This is a genomic window from Streptomyces sp. NBC_00442, from assembly GCF_036014195.1.
Lineage (GTDB): Bacteria > Actinomycetota > Actinomycetes > Streptomycetales > Streptomycetaceae > Streptomyces.
Genome location: NZ_CP107918.1, coordinates 6,682,106 through 6,695,641, shown reverse-complemented (window position 1 = coordinate 6,695,641; position 13,536 = coordinate 6,682,106). Strand labels below are relative to the sequence as shown.

15 protein-coding genes and 1 pseudogene are annotated in these 13,536 nt (G+C 72.0%); 5 read left to right on the top strand and 11 right to left on the bottom strand.

The features are described 5' to 3' along the window. Window positions 1–103: 103 nt before the first annotated feature. The 4 genes from OG432_RS30050 to OG432_RS30035 all read right to left on the bottom strand — a co-directional run bounded on the left by OG432_RS30050 (window position 104) and on the right by OG432_RS30035 (window position 3,074). Window positions 104–865 (bottom strand): SDR family oxidoreductase, encoded by a 762-nt coding sequence (locus OG432_RS30050; RefSeq protein ID WP_328314080.1) that lies wholly within the window; start codon window positions 863–865, stop codon window positions 104–106. Window positions 866–882: 17 nt separating this feature from the next. Continuing rightward, entirely contained in the window at window positions 883–1,644 is a 762-nt protein-coding gene (gene fabG / locus OG432_RS30045; protein ID WP_267054355.1) for a 3-oxoacyl-ACP reductase FabG, read from the bottom strand. 159 nt (window positions 1,645–1,803) lie between these two features. Further along, window positions 1,804–2,187, bottom strand: a complete 384-nt coding sequence (locus OG432_RS30040) for a DUF3037 domain-containing protein (protein WP_328314079.1) — start codon at window positions 2,185–2,187, stop codon at window positions 1,804–1,806. Then, entirely contained in the window at window positions 2,184–3,074 is an 891-nt protein-coding gene (locus OG432_RS30035; protein WP_328314078.1) for a HipA family kinase, read from the bottom strand. Before OG432_RS30035 ends, OG432_RS30040 begins: the two co-directional genes overlap by 4 nt. 193 nt (window positions 3,075–3,267) lie before the next feature. On the opposite strand from OG432_RS30035, the gene OG432_RS30030 reads away from it, so the two are divergent. Then, a complete protein-coding gene (locus tag OG432_RS30030; protein ID WP_328314077.1) occupies window positions 3,268–3,771 on the top strand; it encodes a Rieske (2Fe-2S) protein in 504 nt (167 codons plus the stop codon). Here OG432_RS30030 and OG432_RS30025 read toward each other — a convergent pair. After that, complete coding sequence (locus OG432_RS30025; RefSeq protein ID WP_328314076.1) at window positions 3,758–4,408, bottom strand: isochorismatase family protein; 651 nt, start codon at window positions 4,406–4,408, stop codon at window positions 3,758–3,760. The two genes, OG432_RS30030 and OG432_RS30025, sit on opposite strands and share 14 nt — an antisense overlap. A gap of 107 nt (window positions 4,409–4,515) precedes the next feature. Here OG432_RS30025 and OG432_RS30020 point away from each other — a divergent pair, with 107 nt between their 5' ends. Next, window positions 4,516–4,998 (top strand): pyridoxamine 5'-phosphate oxidase family protein, encoded by a 483-nt coding sequence (locus tag OG432_RS30020; protein WP_328314075.1) that lies wholly within the window; start codon window positions 4,516–4,518, stop codon window positions 4,996–4,998. Between the two features lie 117 nt (window positions 4,999–5,115). On the opposite strand, the gene OG432_RS30015 is transcribed toward OG432_RS30020, so the two are convergent. Beyond that, window positions 5,116–6,099 (bottom strand): tetratricopeptide repeat protein, encoded by a 984-nt coding sequence (locus OG432_RS30015; protein ID WP_328314074.1) that lies wholly within the window; start codon window positions 6,097–6,099, stop codon window positions 5,116–5,118. Window positions 6,100–6,462: 363 nt separating this feature from the next. Between OG432_RS30015 and OG432_RS30010 the strand changes: the two genes are divergently transcribed. Next, window positions 6,463–6,852 carry a RidA family protein gene (locus tag OG432_RS30010; RefSeq protein WP_328314073.1) on the top strand — a complete coding sequence of 130 codons (390 nt, stop codon included), beginning with the start codon at window positions 6,463–6,465 and terminating at the stop codon, window positions 6,850–6,852. A 30-nt stretch (window positions 6,853–6,882) separates the two neighbouring features. Here OG432_RS30010 and OG432_RS30005 read toward each other — a convergent pair. Further along, a pseudogene (locus tag OG432_RS30005) lies at window positions 6,883–7,170 on the bottom strand (IS5/IS1182 family transposase); the annotation flags it as partial. A gap of 65 nt (window positions 7,171–7,235) precedes the next feature. Then, on the bottom strand, window positions 7,236–8,138 hold the full coding sequence (locus OG432_RS30000) for a LysR family transcriptional regulator (protein WP_328314072.1): 903 nt from the start codon (window positions 8,136–8,138) through the stop codon (window positions 7,236–7,238). A 38-nt stretch (window positions 8,139–8,176) separates the two neighbouring features. On the opposite strand from OG432_RS30000, the gene OG432_RS29995 reads away from it, so the two are divergent. Further along, complete coding sequence (locus OG432_RS29995; protein ID WP_443058484.1) at window positions 8,177–9,241, top strand: DMT family transporter; 1,065 nt, start codon at window positions 8,177–8,179, stop codon at window positions 9,239–9,241. Here OG432_RS29995 and OG432_RS29990 read toward each other — a convergent pair. Further along, window positions 9,235–10,575, bottom strand: coding sequence for an aminotransferase class I/II-fold pyridoxal phosphate-dependent enzyme (locus OG432_RS29990; RefSeq protein ID WP_328314070.1), 1,341 nt, complete (start codon window positions 10,573–10,575; stop codon window positions 9,235–9,237). The genes OG432_RS29995 and OG432_RS29990 overlap by 7 nt on opposite strands. Window positions 10,576–10,598: 23 nt before the next feature. Between OG432_RS29990 and OG432_RS29985 the strand changes: the two genes are divergently transcribed. Continuing rightward, the gene (locus tag OG432_RS29985; protein WP_328314069.1) at window positions 10,599–11,282 is read left to right on the top strand and encodes a pyridoxamine 5'-phosphate oxidase family protein; all 684 of its coding nucleotides are present in this window, start codon (window positions 10,599–10,601) and stop codon (window positions 11,280–11,282) included. 79 nt (window positions 11,283–11,361) lie between these two features. Here OG432_RS29985 and OG432_RS29980 read toward each other — a convergent pair whose 3' ends face one another. Both OG432_RS29980 and OG432_RS29975 read right to left on the bottom strand, forming a co-directional pair. After that, on the bottom strand, window positions 11,362–12,327 hold the full coding sequence (locus OG432_RS29980; RefSeq protein WP_328315302.1) for a DMT family transporter: 966 nt from the start codon (window positions 12,325–12,327) through the stop codon (window positions 11,362–11,364). A 194-nt stretch (window positions 12,328–12,521) separates the two neighbouring features. Continuing rightward, window positions 12,522–13,505: an EamA family transporter gene (locus tag OG432_RS29975; RefSeq protein ID WP_328314068.1), complete on the bottom strand. Its 984-nt coding sequence runs from the start codon at window positions 13,503–13,505 to the stop codon at window positions 12,522–12,524. Window positions 13,506–13,536: the final 31 nt, after the last annotated feature.

The following is a 13,536-nucleotide window of genomic DNA, read 5'->3' as shown; positions in this document are numbered from 1 at the left end:
CGCGATGCCCCGCCGCATCGACCGACCGACGCGACGGGGCACTTGGGGGGGGCTTCGGGCCGAGCGGGCACGCTCCTGGAGGTGGCCTGGAGGTGCCCGTTCCTCAGTGCACCCCCACGTTCAGGAACAGCCCGCCGTCGATGACCAGGGTCTGCCCGGTGACCCAGGCCGACTGGTCGGAGGTGAGGAACGCGGCGGCGCCGCCGATGTCGGAGGGCACGCCGAGCCGGCCCATCGGGTAGGACGCGGCGGCCTCCGCCTCACGGCCCTCGTAGAGCGCCTGGGCGAACTTGGTCTTGACGACCGCCGGGGCGATCGCGTTGACCCGTACGGTCGGCGCGAACTCGTGCGCCAGCTGAAGGGTCAGGTTGACCATGGCCGCCTTGCTCATGCCGTACGCGCCGATGAAGGGCGAGGCGGAGACGCCGGCGATGGAGGCGATGTTGACGATCGCGCCGCCGTTCTCCTTCTGCCAGGCCTTCCAGGTCTGCTGGGCGAATCCGAGCGCAGAGATCACGTTGGTCTCGTACACCTTGCGGGCCACGTTCAGGTCCAGCTCGGCCATCGGGCCGAAGACCGGGTTGGTGCCCGCGTTGTTGATCAGGAAGTCGACCCGGCCGAAGGCTTCCATGGTGCGCTCGACGGCGGCGGCCTGGTGGGCCTCGTCGGCGGCCTTGCCGGCCACCGCGACGACCCGGTCGGAGCCGAGCCTGTCGACGGCCTCCTTGAGGGCGTCCTCGCCGCGTCCGGTGATGCACACCCGGTCGCCGCGGGCGACGAGCGCCTCGGCGATGCCGTAGCCGATGCCGCGGCTCGCTCCGGTGATCAGGGCCACCTTGCCCGACAGTTCGGGAAGTTCAGTCATGTTCCGTACCCCTGCGCTTAGTTGAGCGGTCCGCCGGCGACGTACATGACCTGGCCGGAGACGAAGCCCGCGGCGTCGCCCGTGAAGAAGGCGATGGCGTTGGCGATGTCCTCGGGGTGGCCGACGCGCTGGACGGGGATCTGGGTGGCGGCCGCGGCCTGGAAGTCCTCGAAGCCCATGCCGACGCGGGCGGCGGTCTGGGCGGTCATCTCGGTGACGATGAAGCCCGGGGCGACCGCGTTGGCGGTGATGCCGAACTTGCCGAGCTCCTTGGCGAGGGTCTTGGTGAAGCCCTGCAGGCCGGCCTTGACGGCGGAGTAGTTGGCCTGGCCTCGGTTACCGAGGGCGGACGACGAGGAGAGCGAGACGATGCGGCCCCACTTGGCGTCGACCATGTGCTTCTGACAGGCCTTGGCCATCAGGAACGCGCCCTTGAGGTGGACGTTCATGACGAGGTCCCAGTCCGACTCGCTCATCTTGAAGAGGAGGTTGTCGCGGAGCACACCGGCGTTGTTGACGAGGATGGTCGGCGCGCCGAGTTCGGCGGCGACGCGCTCGACGGCGGCCTCCACCTGGGCGCTGTCGGAGACGTCGCAGCCCACGGCGAGGGCCCGGCCGCCCGCCGCGGTGATCGTGTCGACGGTGTCCTTGCAGGCGGCCTCGTCGAGGTCGAGTACCGCGACGGCCCGGCCCTCGGCCGCAAGCCGGACGGCGGTCGCGGCGCCAATGCCCCGCGCCGCCCCGGTCACGATGGCGACACGCTGCTCGGTGGTGGACATGCTGTTCTCCTCGCCCTGGGATCCGCGGCCCTCAGTCACTGAGCAACCGCTTAGTAGCTTCAGCAGACGAGACGCTAGAAGCCCTGGCACGCGGTGTCAACGGCCCACGGATCCCGCGGCGCATGTCACACCCGTGTCGCACCCCCGGCGGGGGCGTGATCACCGCACCAGCAGGTCGAGCAGCCGTTCGGTCTCGGCCGCGGGATCCGCGGTCAGGCCGGTGTGCACCGGGCCCGGCTGGACCACGGTGGAGCGGGGCGCGATGAGCCAGCGGAAGCGGCGGCCCGGGTCGTCGCCCGCCGCCTGCCCGGCCCCCTCGCCGCCGCCGCAGACACCCTCGACGGCGCGCAGCGCGGCCCGCACGCCCACCACGTCCGCGGCCGGGTCGAGCGCCCTCAGCTTGGCCTCGTCCAGGTGGGTGCGTGCCGCGACGAAGGAGTGGGCGCGGCAATAGACCAGGACGCCCGCGTTGAAACATTCACCGCGCTCGACGCGTGGCACCACGCGCAGCAGCGCGTACTCGAAGACTTCGCGCTTGCTCAACGGTCGGCATCCTTCTGGCTGTTCGGGTCGTTGTTGGTGTTCTGGCTGTTCTGGCTGTTCTTGGTGGGGTGCGGCCAGGGCTTCGCGTGCTCGGTCAGCCAGCCCGGCGCCCGGGAGGGCCCGGTGGCGGTGGGGGCGTCCAGGGTGATGCGCTCGTGGATCGCCGCGGCGCGGGCGAGCAGCGGGTCGACGTAGGCGCGGCGCAGTGCGTCGGTGGACGCGAAGCCTGGCTCGTCGACCAGCCACTCGTCGGGAACGAGGGCCGTGACCTCGGTGAGGAGATCCTCGGTGACCATCGGTGCGAGCTCGGCGGCGGCGGAGGCGACGTCGGGCCCGAACGGAGCGAGCACGTGGTCGGACGCGTTGTAGGGCTTCGCCGCGGAGGCCGCGGCACCCGGCCAGTTGTGGTGCCAGATCATGGTGGCGCCGTGGTCGATGAGCCACGGGTCGCCGTGCCACACCAGCATGTTGGGGTTGCGCCACGACCGGTCGACGTTGTTGATCAGCGCGTCGAACCACACGACCCGGCCCGCCTCGGCCGCGTCCACCTGATAGGCGAGCGGATCGAACCCGATCGAGCCCGGCAGGTAGTCCATGCCGAGATTGAGGCCGCCGCTCGCCTTCAGGAGCTCCTGCACCTCCTGATCGGGTTCGGACAGGCCGATGACCGGGTCGAGCTGGATGGTGACCAGTTCCGGCACGCGCAGCCCCAGGCGCCGCGCGAGCTCGCCGCAGACGACCTCCGCGACGAGCGTCTTGCGGCCCTGGCCGGCCCCGGTGAACTTGATGACGTACGTTCCGAGATCGTCGGCCTCGACGATGCCCGGAAGCGACCCGCCCTCACGCAACGGCGTGACGTACCGGGTCGCGGTGACTTCAGTGAGCATGCGCCCAGGCTACGTCCCCCCGCCCCGGACCCCGGGCGCCTTTTCCGCGCGGCCGGAACGGCCCGCACCGCCGGACGACCCGAACGGCCTCGCAGGAAGTCACCCCGGCGCTGAACGCCCCCCGCCCCACTCCCGTACTCCCCCACGCAGTCACGCACGCAGTCACGCGTCGTACGTCGAGAGGACACTCAGCATGAGCACCGAAGCGCACTCCGCACCCGCGCCGGGACCGGCACACGCACCCGCGCGGGTAGCGGCACAGGTACCGGCGCGCCGAACCGTCATCGCGTGCGTCGGCGCGGCAGGTCTCGCCGCGGCGCTCACGGCGTGCGGCGGCTCGGACAGCGCGGCCGGCTCCGGCCCGGCCACGGCCGCCGCGCCCGCCGGGGACGGTGGCGCCAAGGGCGGCGGGGACGTCCTGGGGAAGACCTCCGACATCCCGCAGGGCGGCGGAAAGATCTTCGCCAAGGAGGGCGTCGTGGTGACCCAGCCCGCCGCGGGCCAGTTCAAGGCGTTCTCGGCGAAGTGCACCCATCAAGGCTGCGCCGTGTCGTCCGTCTCGGGAGGAACCATCAACTGCCCCTGTCACGGGAGCAAGTTCGACGTGGCGGACGGCAGCGTGAAGGCCGGCCCCGCGCCGGCCCCGCTGCCAACCGCCGCGATCTCCGTCGAGGGGGATTCGATCAAGCTGGCGTAGCGCGGCCCGCTTCCTCGAAGCAGCCCAGGATGTCGTCGGTCGTGGCCACGGTGGCGACGAGGGCCAGGGTGTGCCGGACCATCGCGGGGATGTAGTCGGCCGGCACCCCCGCGATCGCGTCCGCGGCGACCACCGCGGTGTAGCCGAGGTTGACGGCGTCGAAGACCGCGTTGGGGATCGCCACGTTCGCCGAGACGCCGGTGACGATCAGGGTGCGGCAGCCGAGGTTGCGCAGGAGCGCGTCGACGTCCGTGCCGGACACCGGCGAGAGGCCGTGCAGCCGGCGCACCACGAAGTCCTCGTCGGTCACCTCGATCGGCTCGGCGACGCGCACCGCCCGTGAGCCCGAGTACTGCTGCACCGGCAGTCGTTCGGCGGCCCGGAAGAGCCGTGCGTTGCGGTTCGCGCCGCGTCCGTCGGGGCGGCGCTCCGCGACCGCGTGCAGCACCTGGACGCCTGCCCGGTGCGCGCCCGTCACGAGCCGTGCCACGTTGTGCAGCGCCCCCGACTCCCGTGCCTGTGCGGCAAGTTCGGGCAGCGCGCTGTCTTTTCCGACCACGCCCTGCTGGCACTCGACGGTCATCAGCACCGTGGAGGCGGGGACGAGTTGCCGTACGAGGAGTTCCTTCGTCGCCATGGCGCCGGAGGCTAACCGCCATTGCGCGACGGGGGAAGAGCACGCCATGATTTCTGACGTATCGTCAGAACGCGTGTCGGCGCGGGACCTTCGAAGGGATGGTGCGGATGACCGCCACACAGCGACGGGGCCGCAGGATCATGATGACCGACGCGGAGCGCGACGCCTTCCTCGGCGAGCAGCGCACCTGCCGGGTCGCCACCGTCTCCGCGGACGGCAGCCCGCACGTCGCCCCGCTCTGGTACGTCTGGCACGGCGGCTCGCTCTGGCTGTACTCGATCACCCGAAGCCGCCGCTGGACCCAGCTCGGCAAGGATCCGCGCGTCGCGGTGGTCGTGGACGACGGCACGGACTACGGGGAGCTGCGCGGCGTGGAGCTGAGCGGCCGCGTCGTCCCGGTCGGCGAGGCGCCGCGCACCGGGGCGGCGTGTCCCGAACCCGAACTCGCCGAAGTGGAGCGGCTGTTCGCGTCGAAGAACTTCGGCCTCGACGAGATGGTCCACGACGGGCGGCACGCGTGGCTCCGCCTGACGCCGACCACCGTCGTGTCGTGGGACTTCCGCAAACTGGGAGGCGAGTTCGGGCACTGACCGACCCCGGTTCGGCGAACGCCCCCAGCCGGGGACGGCCTGGGCACTGTCCGGCACATCACGTGACGGAGCACCTGAACGCCGTCCCGCTTCCCCCCGGTTGGCACGACAGCCGATTCAGTTCCCACCGATGCTGCGGGCCTTGGCAACGAGTCTCCGAGGCAGATTCGGCCCTGCACATGCGTAGTCGATCAGCAGGTTCCGATAGGTGATGTTCGCGATCTCTGGCGCCAGGGCGATCAGGGCCCTCAGGCCGTCGGACGAGCCGGCAAGGCGTGTGCGGTAGGCGGCGCTCGCCGCGCGCAGGGTGACTTCGTGAGGTGCGCATTCCAGGCCCTGTTCGACGAGGCGCGCGGCTGCGGCGAAGTCGCCCTGCTCGGCGCGTACGTCCGCCAGGTCCAGGTGGAGGGACCAGTTGGCGGAGTCCAGGAGCAGGGCGCATTCGAAGGCCGCAGCAGCCTGATCCAGGTCGCCCGTCGCACGCCAGGTGGCCGCTCGTGCGACTGCCGTCCACATGACCCGATCGACGGCATCGGCGCGGTCGCACAGCGCAAAGGACAGTTCGTACTGGCCGCAGGCCCGGGGCAGCCTGGCCATGGCAGCCAGCGACTCCGGCACGGGATGCCGTTCGGACACCACGTCGAGGGCATGGAACCAGGGCGTGAACCGCTCCCGCATCTCATCGGTGTCCAGGTCGTGGCCGTAGTCCAACGTCCGTAGACACGCCTCGGCCAGCGCCGCAGCACTCACCGCGCCGAGAAAGCGCACATCCCCGAACCAGGGTGCAGCAGCCCATGCCACGTCGGGCCGTACACCCGTGACCGACCCAAGCGACATCACCGCGCCGTCCATGTCCCCTTCAAGGAACAAGAAGTACGCCTGCGCCGGCACAACGTTCAAGGAGCCGTTCTCTTCGAGGCTCTCCTTCAGTTCCGAGCGTCGGTCCTGCCACAACCCGGCGAGGGCCGCATAGGGCTCCGGAGCCGCCGGTGCCGAGGCTATTGCCCCGGCCAAGAGCTCCACGGCGCCCACGGGGCTTCCGCCGCAGTGCGCCATCACACCAGCGAGACCGACTCCCGCCGCCACTGACTGACTGGACATCGCCAGAGAATACCCGTGGCCGAAGGTTCGATGAGCACTTCCGCACGGACGGCGCTACCGCTGTCGGTGATCCGTCAGTGATGGCGAGCTTGCCTGCAACGAAAGCACGCACAGGCCACGATCACCCCAGTCGGCCATCGAAGCCGAAGGGGAGAGCCCCTCTCAACGCGCCGCCCGACCCTGCCGGGTTGCCGATGGCCTTCCCATTGCCTAGGGCCTGTCCGGCGGCGGACTTGCAAGCCCTCGGGAATGAATCTCAGGGATTCGTGGCTGTCGACCACGCCGGGGTGATCACAGCTGCCCGGCTCCGTATGTGTGCAGTTTTGAGGGAGTGTCAGAGGAATGTCCGTTACACAGCCTGCCGTGGAGCGTGTGCGTGTCTCCGCGGAACCCGACTGGTACGAGTCGGCCGGTATATCGCTCGGCGTCCGGGTCGGGAACTTGGTCTTCACGTCAGGGCAAGCGCCGATCGATGCCCAGGGAGTCACGGTCGGCGCCGGGGACTTCGAGACGCAAGCCCGTCAGGCGCTCGCGAATCTGTCGACGGTCCTCACGAACGCGGGCTCCAGCCTCGCCGACGTAGTCAAGGCGACCGTGTTCGTCACCGACATGGCGCAGCAGGACATCTTCGCGAAGTTGCGCGCGGAGCACTTCCCGGACAAGCCCCACCTCGCGGAGTCGTTCGTAGAGGTCTCCTCACTCGCGAACCCTGAGTGGATGATCGAGATCGAGGCCATCGGACTCGTCCACTGACGCGGGGTACTCACACGCTCTTCGGCGGGTTTACGAGCCAAGCCACAGGCGACTTGCTGCGACGGTCACGGTGCCGTGGAGGACGTGGCCTCTCTTGTCGAACCTCGTGGCCACCGCCTGCGAGTTCTTCAACGTGTTGATCGTCCGCTCAACTTCGTTCCTGCGCTTGTAGACCGTCTTGTCGAAGCCGGTGGGCCGGCCGCCCCTGCTGCCTCCGCGTTGGCGGTTGGCCCGCCGGTTCCTCGGTTCCGGGATGACGTGCTCGATCTTGCGTCGCCGCGGGTAGCGACGGTTGCGGCGGGACGAGTACGCCTTGCGATCGCACGCATCAGACCCCGCCGGCCCCGCCCTGCCGGCGGACGACGCCACTTCGCGGACACGGCCTAGGCGAGTCGCTCCCCCGCCGCGGTGAGCGCCTCGACGGCGGCGCGGATCGAGGGCCTGCGGTCGGCGTCCGCGCGCCACACCGCGTAGACGTGGCGGTTCATCGCGTCCCGCACCGGCACGACCCGCACTCCGTCGGGGACCGGACCCCGGCCGAGGCGCGGTGCGATGCTGACGCCCAACCCCGCCTCCACCAGCGCGAGTTGGGTCGCGTGCTCGCGGGCGACATGGGCGATCCTCGGCTCGATGCCCTTGCCGCGCAGGGTGAACATCAGCCACTCGTTGCAGAACTCGCCCTCGGGCCAGGTGATCCACTCGTCCTCGGCGAACTCCTCCAAGTCCACCACATCGCGTCCGGCGAGCGGGTGGTCCGCGTACAGGGCGACATCCGCGAGGTCGTCGAGGACGGCCCGCTTGGCGAGCCCGTCGGGCAGCGGGAGCGGCTTGTTGTACCAGTCGAGCACGAGCGCGAGGTCGAGGTCGCCGAGGAGCACGCCCTGGACCGACTCGTCGGCCTCCAGCTCGTCGGACCGGACGGAGAGCTGGGGGTGCTCGGCGCGCAGCGAGGCGAGGGCGGCGGGGAAGAGCCCGCGGGCGGCGGTGGCGAAGCCCGCGATCCTGAGCTCGCCGACGACTCTGCCCCGCTGCTCCTCCAACTCCGCCTGCGCCACCTGCACTTGGGAGAGGATGCGGGCGGCGTGGTCGGCGAGCAGCCGGCCGGCGTCGGTGAGCCGCACGCCCCGTCCGTTCTTGGCGAGCAGCGGCTGGCCGGCCTCGCGCTCCAGCTTGGCGAGCTGCTGGGAGACGGCGGAGGTCGTCACGTGCAGGGTGTCGGCCGCGCCGCCCACCGAACCGTGCCGGGCCACCGCGTCGAGGGTACGCAGGCGCTCCAGATTCAACATGTAAGCGATGCTAATCCATCTCCACGGTGAAGTCTCGCTTGTGCTACGTGGTTATCGGCCTCATCGTGGTCGTCATGAGCACCGCCACCCCGTCCCGGCCCTCCGCGTCCCCCTCCCCCGCCGCCTGCGACGCGCCTCTTCCGGCCGTCTCGCGCCCTGCCCCCGCCCCCGCCGCCGCTGCGCCGGCCGCACGGCGCCGGCCCGCCCTGGACTGGCGCGTCCGGTTCGCCGGACTATCGCTGATCTGGGGCTTCAGCTTCCTGCTGATCAAGGTCGGCACGGACGGCTTCGCCCCTTTCCAGGTCACGTTCGGACGGCTGCTCTTCGGCACTCTGGTGCTGGCCGTCGCGATGGCCGTCAAGCGCGAGCGACTGCCGCGCGGCCGACGCACCTGGCTGCACCTCACGGTGGCCGCGTTCTTCCTGAACGCCGCGCCGTTCTCGCTGTTCGCGTACGCGGAACTGACGATCCCCTCGACGCTGGCGGGCATCTGCAACGCGACCTCGCCGCTGTGGGGCATGGCCCTGTCGATGGTGGCGCTGTCCGAGGACCGGCCGACGCGGCGCCGGGTCGCGGGGCTCGGCCTCGGCTTCCTCGGGGTGCTCACGGTCCTCGGCGCCTGGCAGGGCTTCCACGGCCTGGACGCCAAGGGCACCGCGATGGCCCTGCTCGCCTCGCTCTGCTACCCGGTCGGCTGGATCTACGTGCGGCGCACGCTCGCCGGGAGCGGCCACTCCAGCCTGTCCCTGATCGGCCCCCAGCTCGGCGTCGCCACCCTTCAACTCGCCCTGGTCACGCCACTGTTCGCCGGCTTTCCGAGCTCGTTCCCGATGGTTCCGCTGCTGGCCGTCGCGGCGCTCGGCGCGCTCGGCACCGGGCTCGCGGTGCTCGTCCAGTACGGACTCGTCAACGAGGTGGGGCCGACGACCGCGCAGATGGTCACCTACTTCATCCCGGTGATCGCCACCACCGCCGGAGTCGCGGTCCTCGGCGAGAGCCTCAGCTGGAACACCCCGGTCGGAGCGGCCGTCGTCCTGGCGGGCGCCGCCCTCACCCAGAGCAGGCCGCGCGCCAGGGCCAAGGGGCGGGCTCGGGCTCAGTAGGCGAAGCGGGAGCCGGGACCCGGGCCGACGGCGGAGGCGATGGCGTCCGCGAGCGGCCCGATCTCGTCCGGCGTCAGACTGGACACGGTGATCCGCAGTCCCGGCGCCGATTCCAGCCGGAAGCGCGCTCCGGGCGCGACCGCCCAGCCCGCGTGCAGCAGTCTGGACACCGCCCCCGTCTCGTCGGGCACCGGCACCCACACCACGAATCCGCTCCGCCCGTGCCCTGCGACCCCCCGCTCGCGCAGCGCCCCCAGCAGGCCCTCGCGGCGCTCCCGGTAGGAGCGGGCGACCTTCGCAGGGTCGACGGCGCCGGCGGTCCACAGCTCGACGACGGCGCGCTGGAGCAGCCTGCTCACCCAGCCGGGCCCCAGCCGCTGGCGCCCGCGGACCCTGTCCAGCGTGACCGCGTCCCCGGTGAGGACGGCGATCCGGAGATCCGGCCCGTACGCCTTGGCCACCGACCGTACGAAGGCCCAGTGCCCGGCGACCGGGGCGACGGGGTGCAGCGGCAGATCGACCATGCCGTGGCCGTGGTCGTCCTCGATGAGCAGCACACCGGGGTGAGCGGCGAGCACTTCGCGCAGTGTCCGGGCGCGGGCGGCGCTCACGGCCGCGCCGGTCGGGTTCTGAGCTCGGCAGGTGATCACGACGGCGCGGGCGCCCGCGCGCAGGGCGCGTTCGAGCGCCTCGGGCAGCGGGCCCTCGTCGTCCAGCGCCATGGGTTCGGGCCGAAGGCCCAGGGCCGGCACGAGGTCGAGCAGCGCGCCCCAGCCCGGATCCTCGATCGCGACGGCGTCGCCGGGCCGCAGATGCGCGGTGAGCACCCGCTCGATCGCGTCGAGCGAACCGGAGAGGACCCCGATGGGACCATCCGGCACCCCCTGCTCGTCGAAGGCGGCGCGGGCGAGGCGGGCCAGCTCCTCGTCGACGGGCTCCTGCCCGTACATGTACCTGCCGGGGCGTTCGGCATTGCCGCGGGCGGCTGCGGCCAGCGCGTCGCCGAGCGGAGGGAGGAGGCGCGCGTCCGGGTTGCCGTCGGCGATGTTGCGCACGCCGTCCGGCACGTCCGCGCGGATGAGGTCACGCGCCGAACTCGCGGGCCGGTCCCGCACCCGGCTGCCGCGCCGGCCCGCCGTCTCGATCACCCCGCGATCGCGCAGCAGCCGGTAGGCGGCCGCGACGGTGTTCGGGTTCACACCGAGCTCGGTGGCCAACTCCCTGAGCGGCGGGAGCAGTTGACCCGGTTCGAGGCCGCCGCTGCCCACTCCGCGCTCTACGCTCTCGGCAATCTCCGATGCGCCACGCCCCACGATCCGATATTCTCCTAGCACAAACAAGATTATGCACTAGTGCAATGGAGAACGCAATGCCGGACACCTCGACCGCGGCCCCCTACCAGGCGACCGACCGCACGGTACCGACCCGCTCGCGCGAGCGGGCCTCCTACGACCGTGAGCTGGTGCACACCATCCTCGACACGGCGTACGTCTGTCACCTGGGGTTCGTCCGTGACGGCGCGCCCGTGGTGCTGCCGACGCTCTTCGCCCGGGTCGGCGAGCGGCTGTACGTACACGGCTCGACCGGATCGCGTCCGCTGCGGGCGGCGGGCCAGGCCGACCCGGGGCTCCCGGTCTGTCTGACGGTGACCCATGTCGACGGCCTGGTGCTCGCCCGGTCCGCCTTCCACCACTCGATCAACTACCGCTCGGTCGTGGTGCACGGCGTCGCCCAGGAGGTCACCGACCCCGAGGAGAAGCGCAGCGCGCTCGACGCGCTGGTGGACCACGTCGTCCCGGGCCGCTCCCTCGACTCACGCCCGGCCAACGCCAAGGAGCTGGCCGCGACCGCGGTGATCAGCCTCGACCTGGACGAGGTGTCGGCCAAGCTCCGCACCGGCGGCCCGAACGACGACGCCGAAGACCTCACGCTGCCCTACTGGACGGGCGTGCTCCCGCTCACCCGGGGCTACGGCACGCCCGTCCCGGCGGACGACCTGGACCCGGCGGTGGCGGTACCCGGCTACATCAGCGCGCTCTGAGGCCGGTGCGCCCTGCCTGGCCCCACCCCCGGCGCAGGGCCAGGGGCGGGCGCGCGCCAAGGCCGAGGCCGGCCGCTCGCTACTGCGCGGCCGTCCCGCTGCGGGTCCTCGCCGCCTCCCGCGTCTCGGATGCGGCGAGGCCGACCACCGCGAGGAGCAGCAGCGCGGTGCCCGCCGCCGTGGCCACGGTGATCGTCTCGCCCAGCACCGACACGGCGATCACGGCCGCGCTCACCGGTTCGAGCAGCATGATCACGGAGACGGTCGCGGACCGGACGACCGCGGCACCGGCGAAATAGAGGGCGTACGCGAGCGCCGTCGGCACCGCCGCCACGTACAGCAGCAGGACGGCCACCCGCACCGGTTCGACCGTGTGCGGCACCAGGCCCTCCGCGCCGGCGAACGGCAGCAGACACAGCGCGGCCACGCCGAACGCCCAGGCCGTGGTCGCCGACGGGTCGGCCGCGCCGCCGTCGCGCCCGAGCCACCTGGTCAGCAGGGTGATGGCCGCGTACCCGGCGGCGGACACCAGGGCGAGGACGACCCCGGCGGGCCGCACCGTGCCGCCACCGTTGCCGATCCACAGCACGGCGAGTCCGGCCAGCGCCCCGGCGACGGCCGCCGAGCCGGGCCGGCCGAGCCGTTCACCGAGCACGAGGCGGCCTCCCAGGGCGATGAGGACGGGCCCCGCGCCCAGGGTCACCACGGTCGCCACGGCGAGCCCGGTCGCCTCGACGGCCGCGAAGTAGGCACTCTGGAAGATCATCAGGCCGATGCCGTTGCCGAGGATGCGCAGCATCCGGCGGCCCCGCACCTCGGGCGCCGCGGGCACCGGCCGGCGGCGCAGCGCCATGGCGCCGAGCAGCAGGACGAGCCCGCCCGCGCAGCGCCAGAAGGAGAGGGCGAGGGGTCCGAGGTCGCTGGCCCCGAAGAGCAGGGCCGCGGCGCCGCCCGCGGTGCCCCAGGCGAATCCGGCGAAGGCGAGGTAGAGCAGACCGCGCCCGACGGACAGCGGGGCCGCGGGCAGCGGTACGGCTGGGCCCATGGCGAGGCCGGTGGAAGGGTTCGACACGTACGTACTCCGGGAGGGAAGAAGACAGCTGGCTGGTCGCTGGCGTGGACTGCGCGGGCAGCGACGAGCCGCTCGGCAACCGACCGAGCAGGGTCTTCGTCAGGGAGTGCGGCCGCCCGCGTTACGCGGCGGGAGGCGGAAGTACGGTCGCGTGCATGATCGTCACCCTAGGCGGCGGAGCGCCCGGCCGACAACTCCCCTTCGGCGGGCACGGGTCCGCCGGAGGCGACCGGTCCCGAGGGCGCTCTCGGCGTGGACGACTGCGCGATGAAGGCCCCGCACAGGACGACGGCGCCGCCGACGATCTGCGGCGCCGCCAGGTGCTCGCCGAGCAGGACCCAGGCGAAGACGGTCGCGATCACCGCCTCGAGGCAGGCGACGACCCCGGCCACCGGCGGGGACAGCCTGCGCACCGAGATGACACCGGTGACGTAGGCGAGCACGGTGGCGATCAGCACGATCCAGCACAGCAGCAGCACGGCGGGCACGGTCGTGCCGTTCATGTCGGCGCCGCCGCCGAGCACGGACCACTTCATGCCCCAGGGCCGGGCCAGGACGGTCAGGACGAGGGCCCCGATGAGCAGTCCGTAGGCGATGACTCCGATGGGGTCGGCCGCGTCCTCGCCCTCGCCGCCCTGGTCGGACAGGACGAAGTAGCCGACCTGGCAGCAGGCCGCCCCGAGGGCGAGGAGCAGTCCGAGCGCGTCGAAGCTCAGCCCGGACCAGATCTCCACGACGCAGGCGAGCCCTCCGGCGGCGAGCACCACCCCGGCCGCGGCGGCCCGGGTCACGGGCCTGCGCTGCACGAAGCGGACCCAGCCGAGGACGAGCGCCGGGGCGAGATATTCGACGAGCAGGGCCACGCCCACGGGTATGCGGGAGAGCGAGGCGAAGTAGCAGGCCTGGACTCCGGCGACGGCGAGCAGCCCGAATCCGGCGAGCAGGGCGGGCTTGCGCAGCACCAGACCCCGGTGGCGCCAGGCCACGGGAAGCATCACGAGCGCGGCCCCTGTCACCCGGAGCCACACCACGTGCAGCGGGTCGAGCCCCGCTTCGATGAGCGGCTTGGCCGCCACACCGGAACCACCGAATGCGAAGGCCGACACCAGGGCGAGTCCCAGGCCGGCGCTTCTCCCCTGAGACGCGTGCATCGGCACATCATGGCAGGCCTGGTCAGGACCG

Bases quoted from the DNA above. Each gene is read 5' to 3' on its own strand.
- OG432_RS30035 (WP_328314078.1), bottom strand. From the start codon at position 3,074: ATGCTCACTGAAGTCACCGCGACCCGGTACGTCACGCCGTTGCGTGAG.
- OG432_RS29975 (WP_328314068.1), bottom strand. From the start codon at position 13,505: ATGCACGCGTCTCAGGGGAGAAGCGCCGGCCTGGGACTCGCCCTGGTG.
- fabG (WP_267054355.1), bottom strand. From the start codon at position 1,644: ATGTCCACCACCGAGCAGCGTGTCGCCATCGTGACCGGGGCGGCGCGG.
- OG432_RS30015 (WP_328314074.1), bottom strand. From the start codon at position 6,099: ATGTCCAGTCAGTCAGTGGCGGCGGGAGTCGGTCTCGCTGGTGTGATG.
- OG432_RS30020 (WP_328314075.1), top strand. From the start codon at position 4,516: ATGACCGCCACACAGCGACGGGGCCGCAGGATCATGATGACCGACGCG.
- OG432_RS30030 (WP_328314077.1), top strand. From the start codon at position 3,268: ATGAGCACCGAAGCGCACTCCGCACCCGCGCCGGGACCGGCACACGCA.
- OG432_RS29985 (WP_328314069.1), top strand. From the start codon at position 10,599: ATGGAGAACGCAATGCCGGACACCTCGACCGCGGCCCCCTACCAGGCG.
- OG432_RS30000 (WP_328314072.1), bottom strand. From the start codon at position 8,138: ATGTTGAATCTGGAGCGCCTGCGTACCCTCGACGCGGTGGCCCGGCAC.
- OG432_RS29980 (WP_328315302.1), bottom strand. From the start codon at position 12,327: ATGGGCCCAGCCGTACCGCTGCCCGCGGCCCCGCTGTCCGTCGGGCGC.
- OG432_RS30025 (WP_328314076.1), bottom strand. From the start codon at position 4,408: ATGGCGACGAAGGAACTCCTCGTACGGCAACTCGTCCCCGCCTCCACG.
- OG432_RS30050 (WP_328314080.1), bottom strand. From the start codon at position 865: ATGACTGAACTTCCCGAACTGTCGGGCAAGGTGGCCCTGATCACCGGA.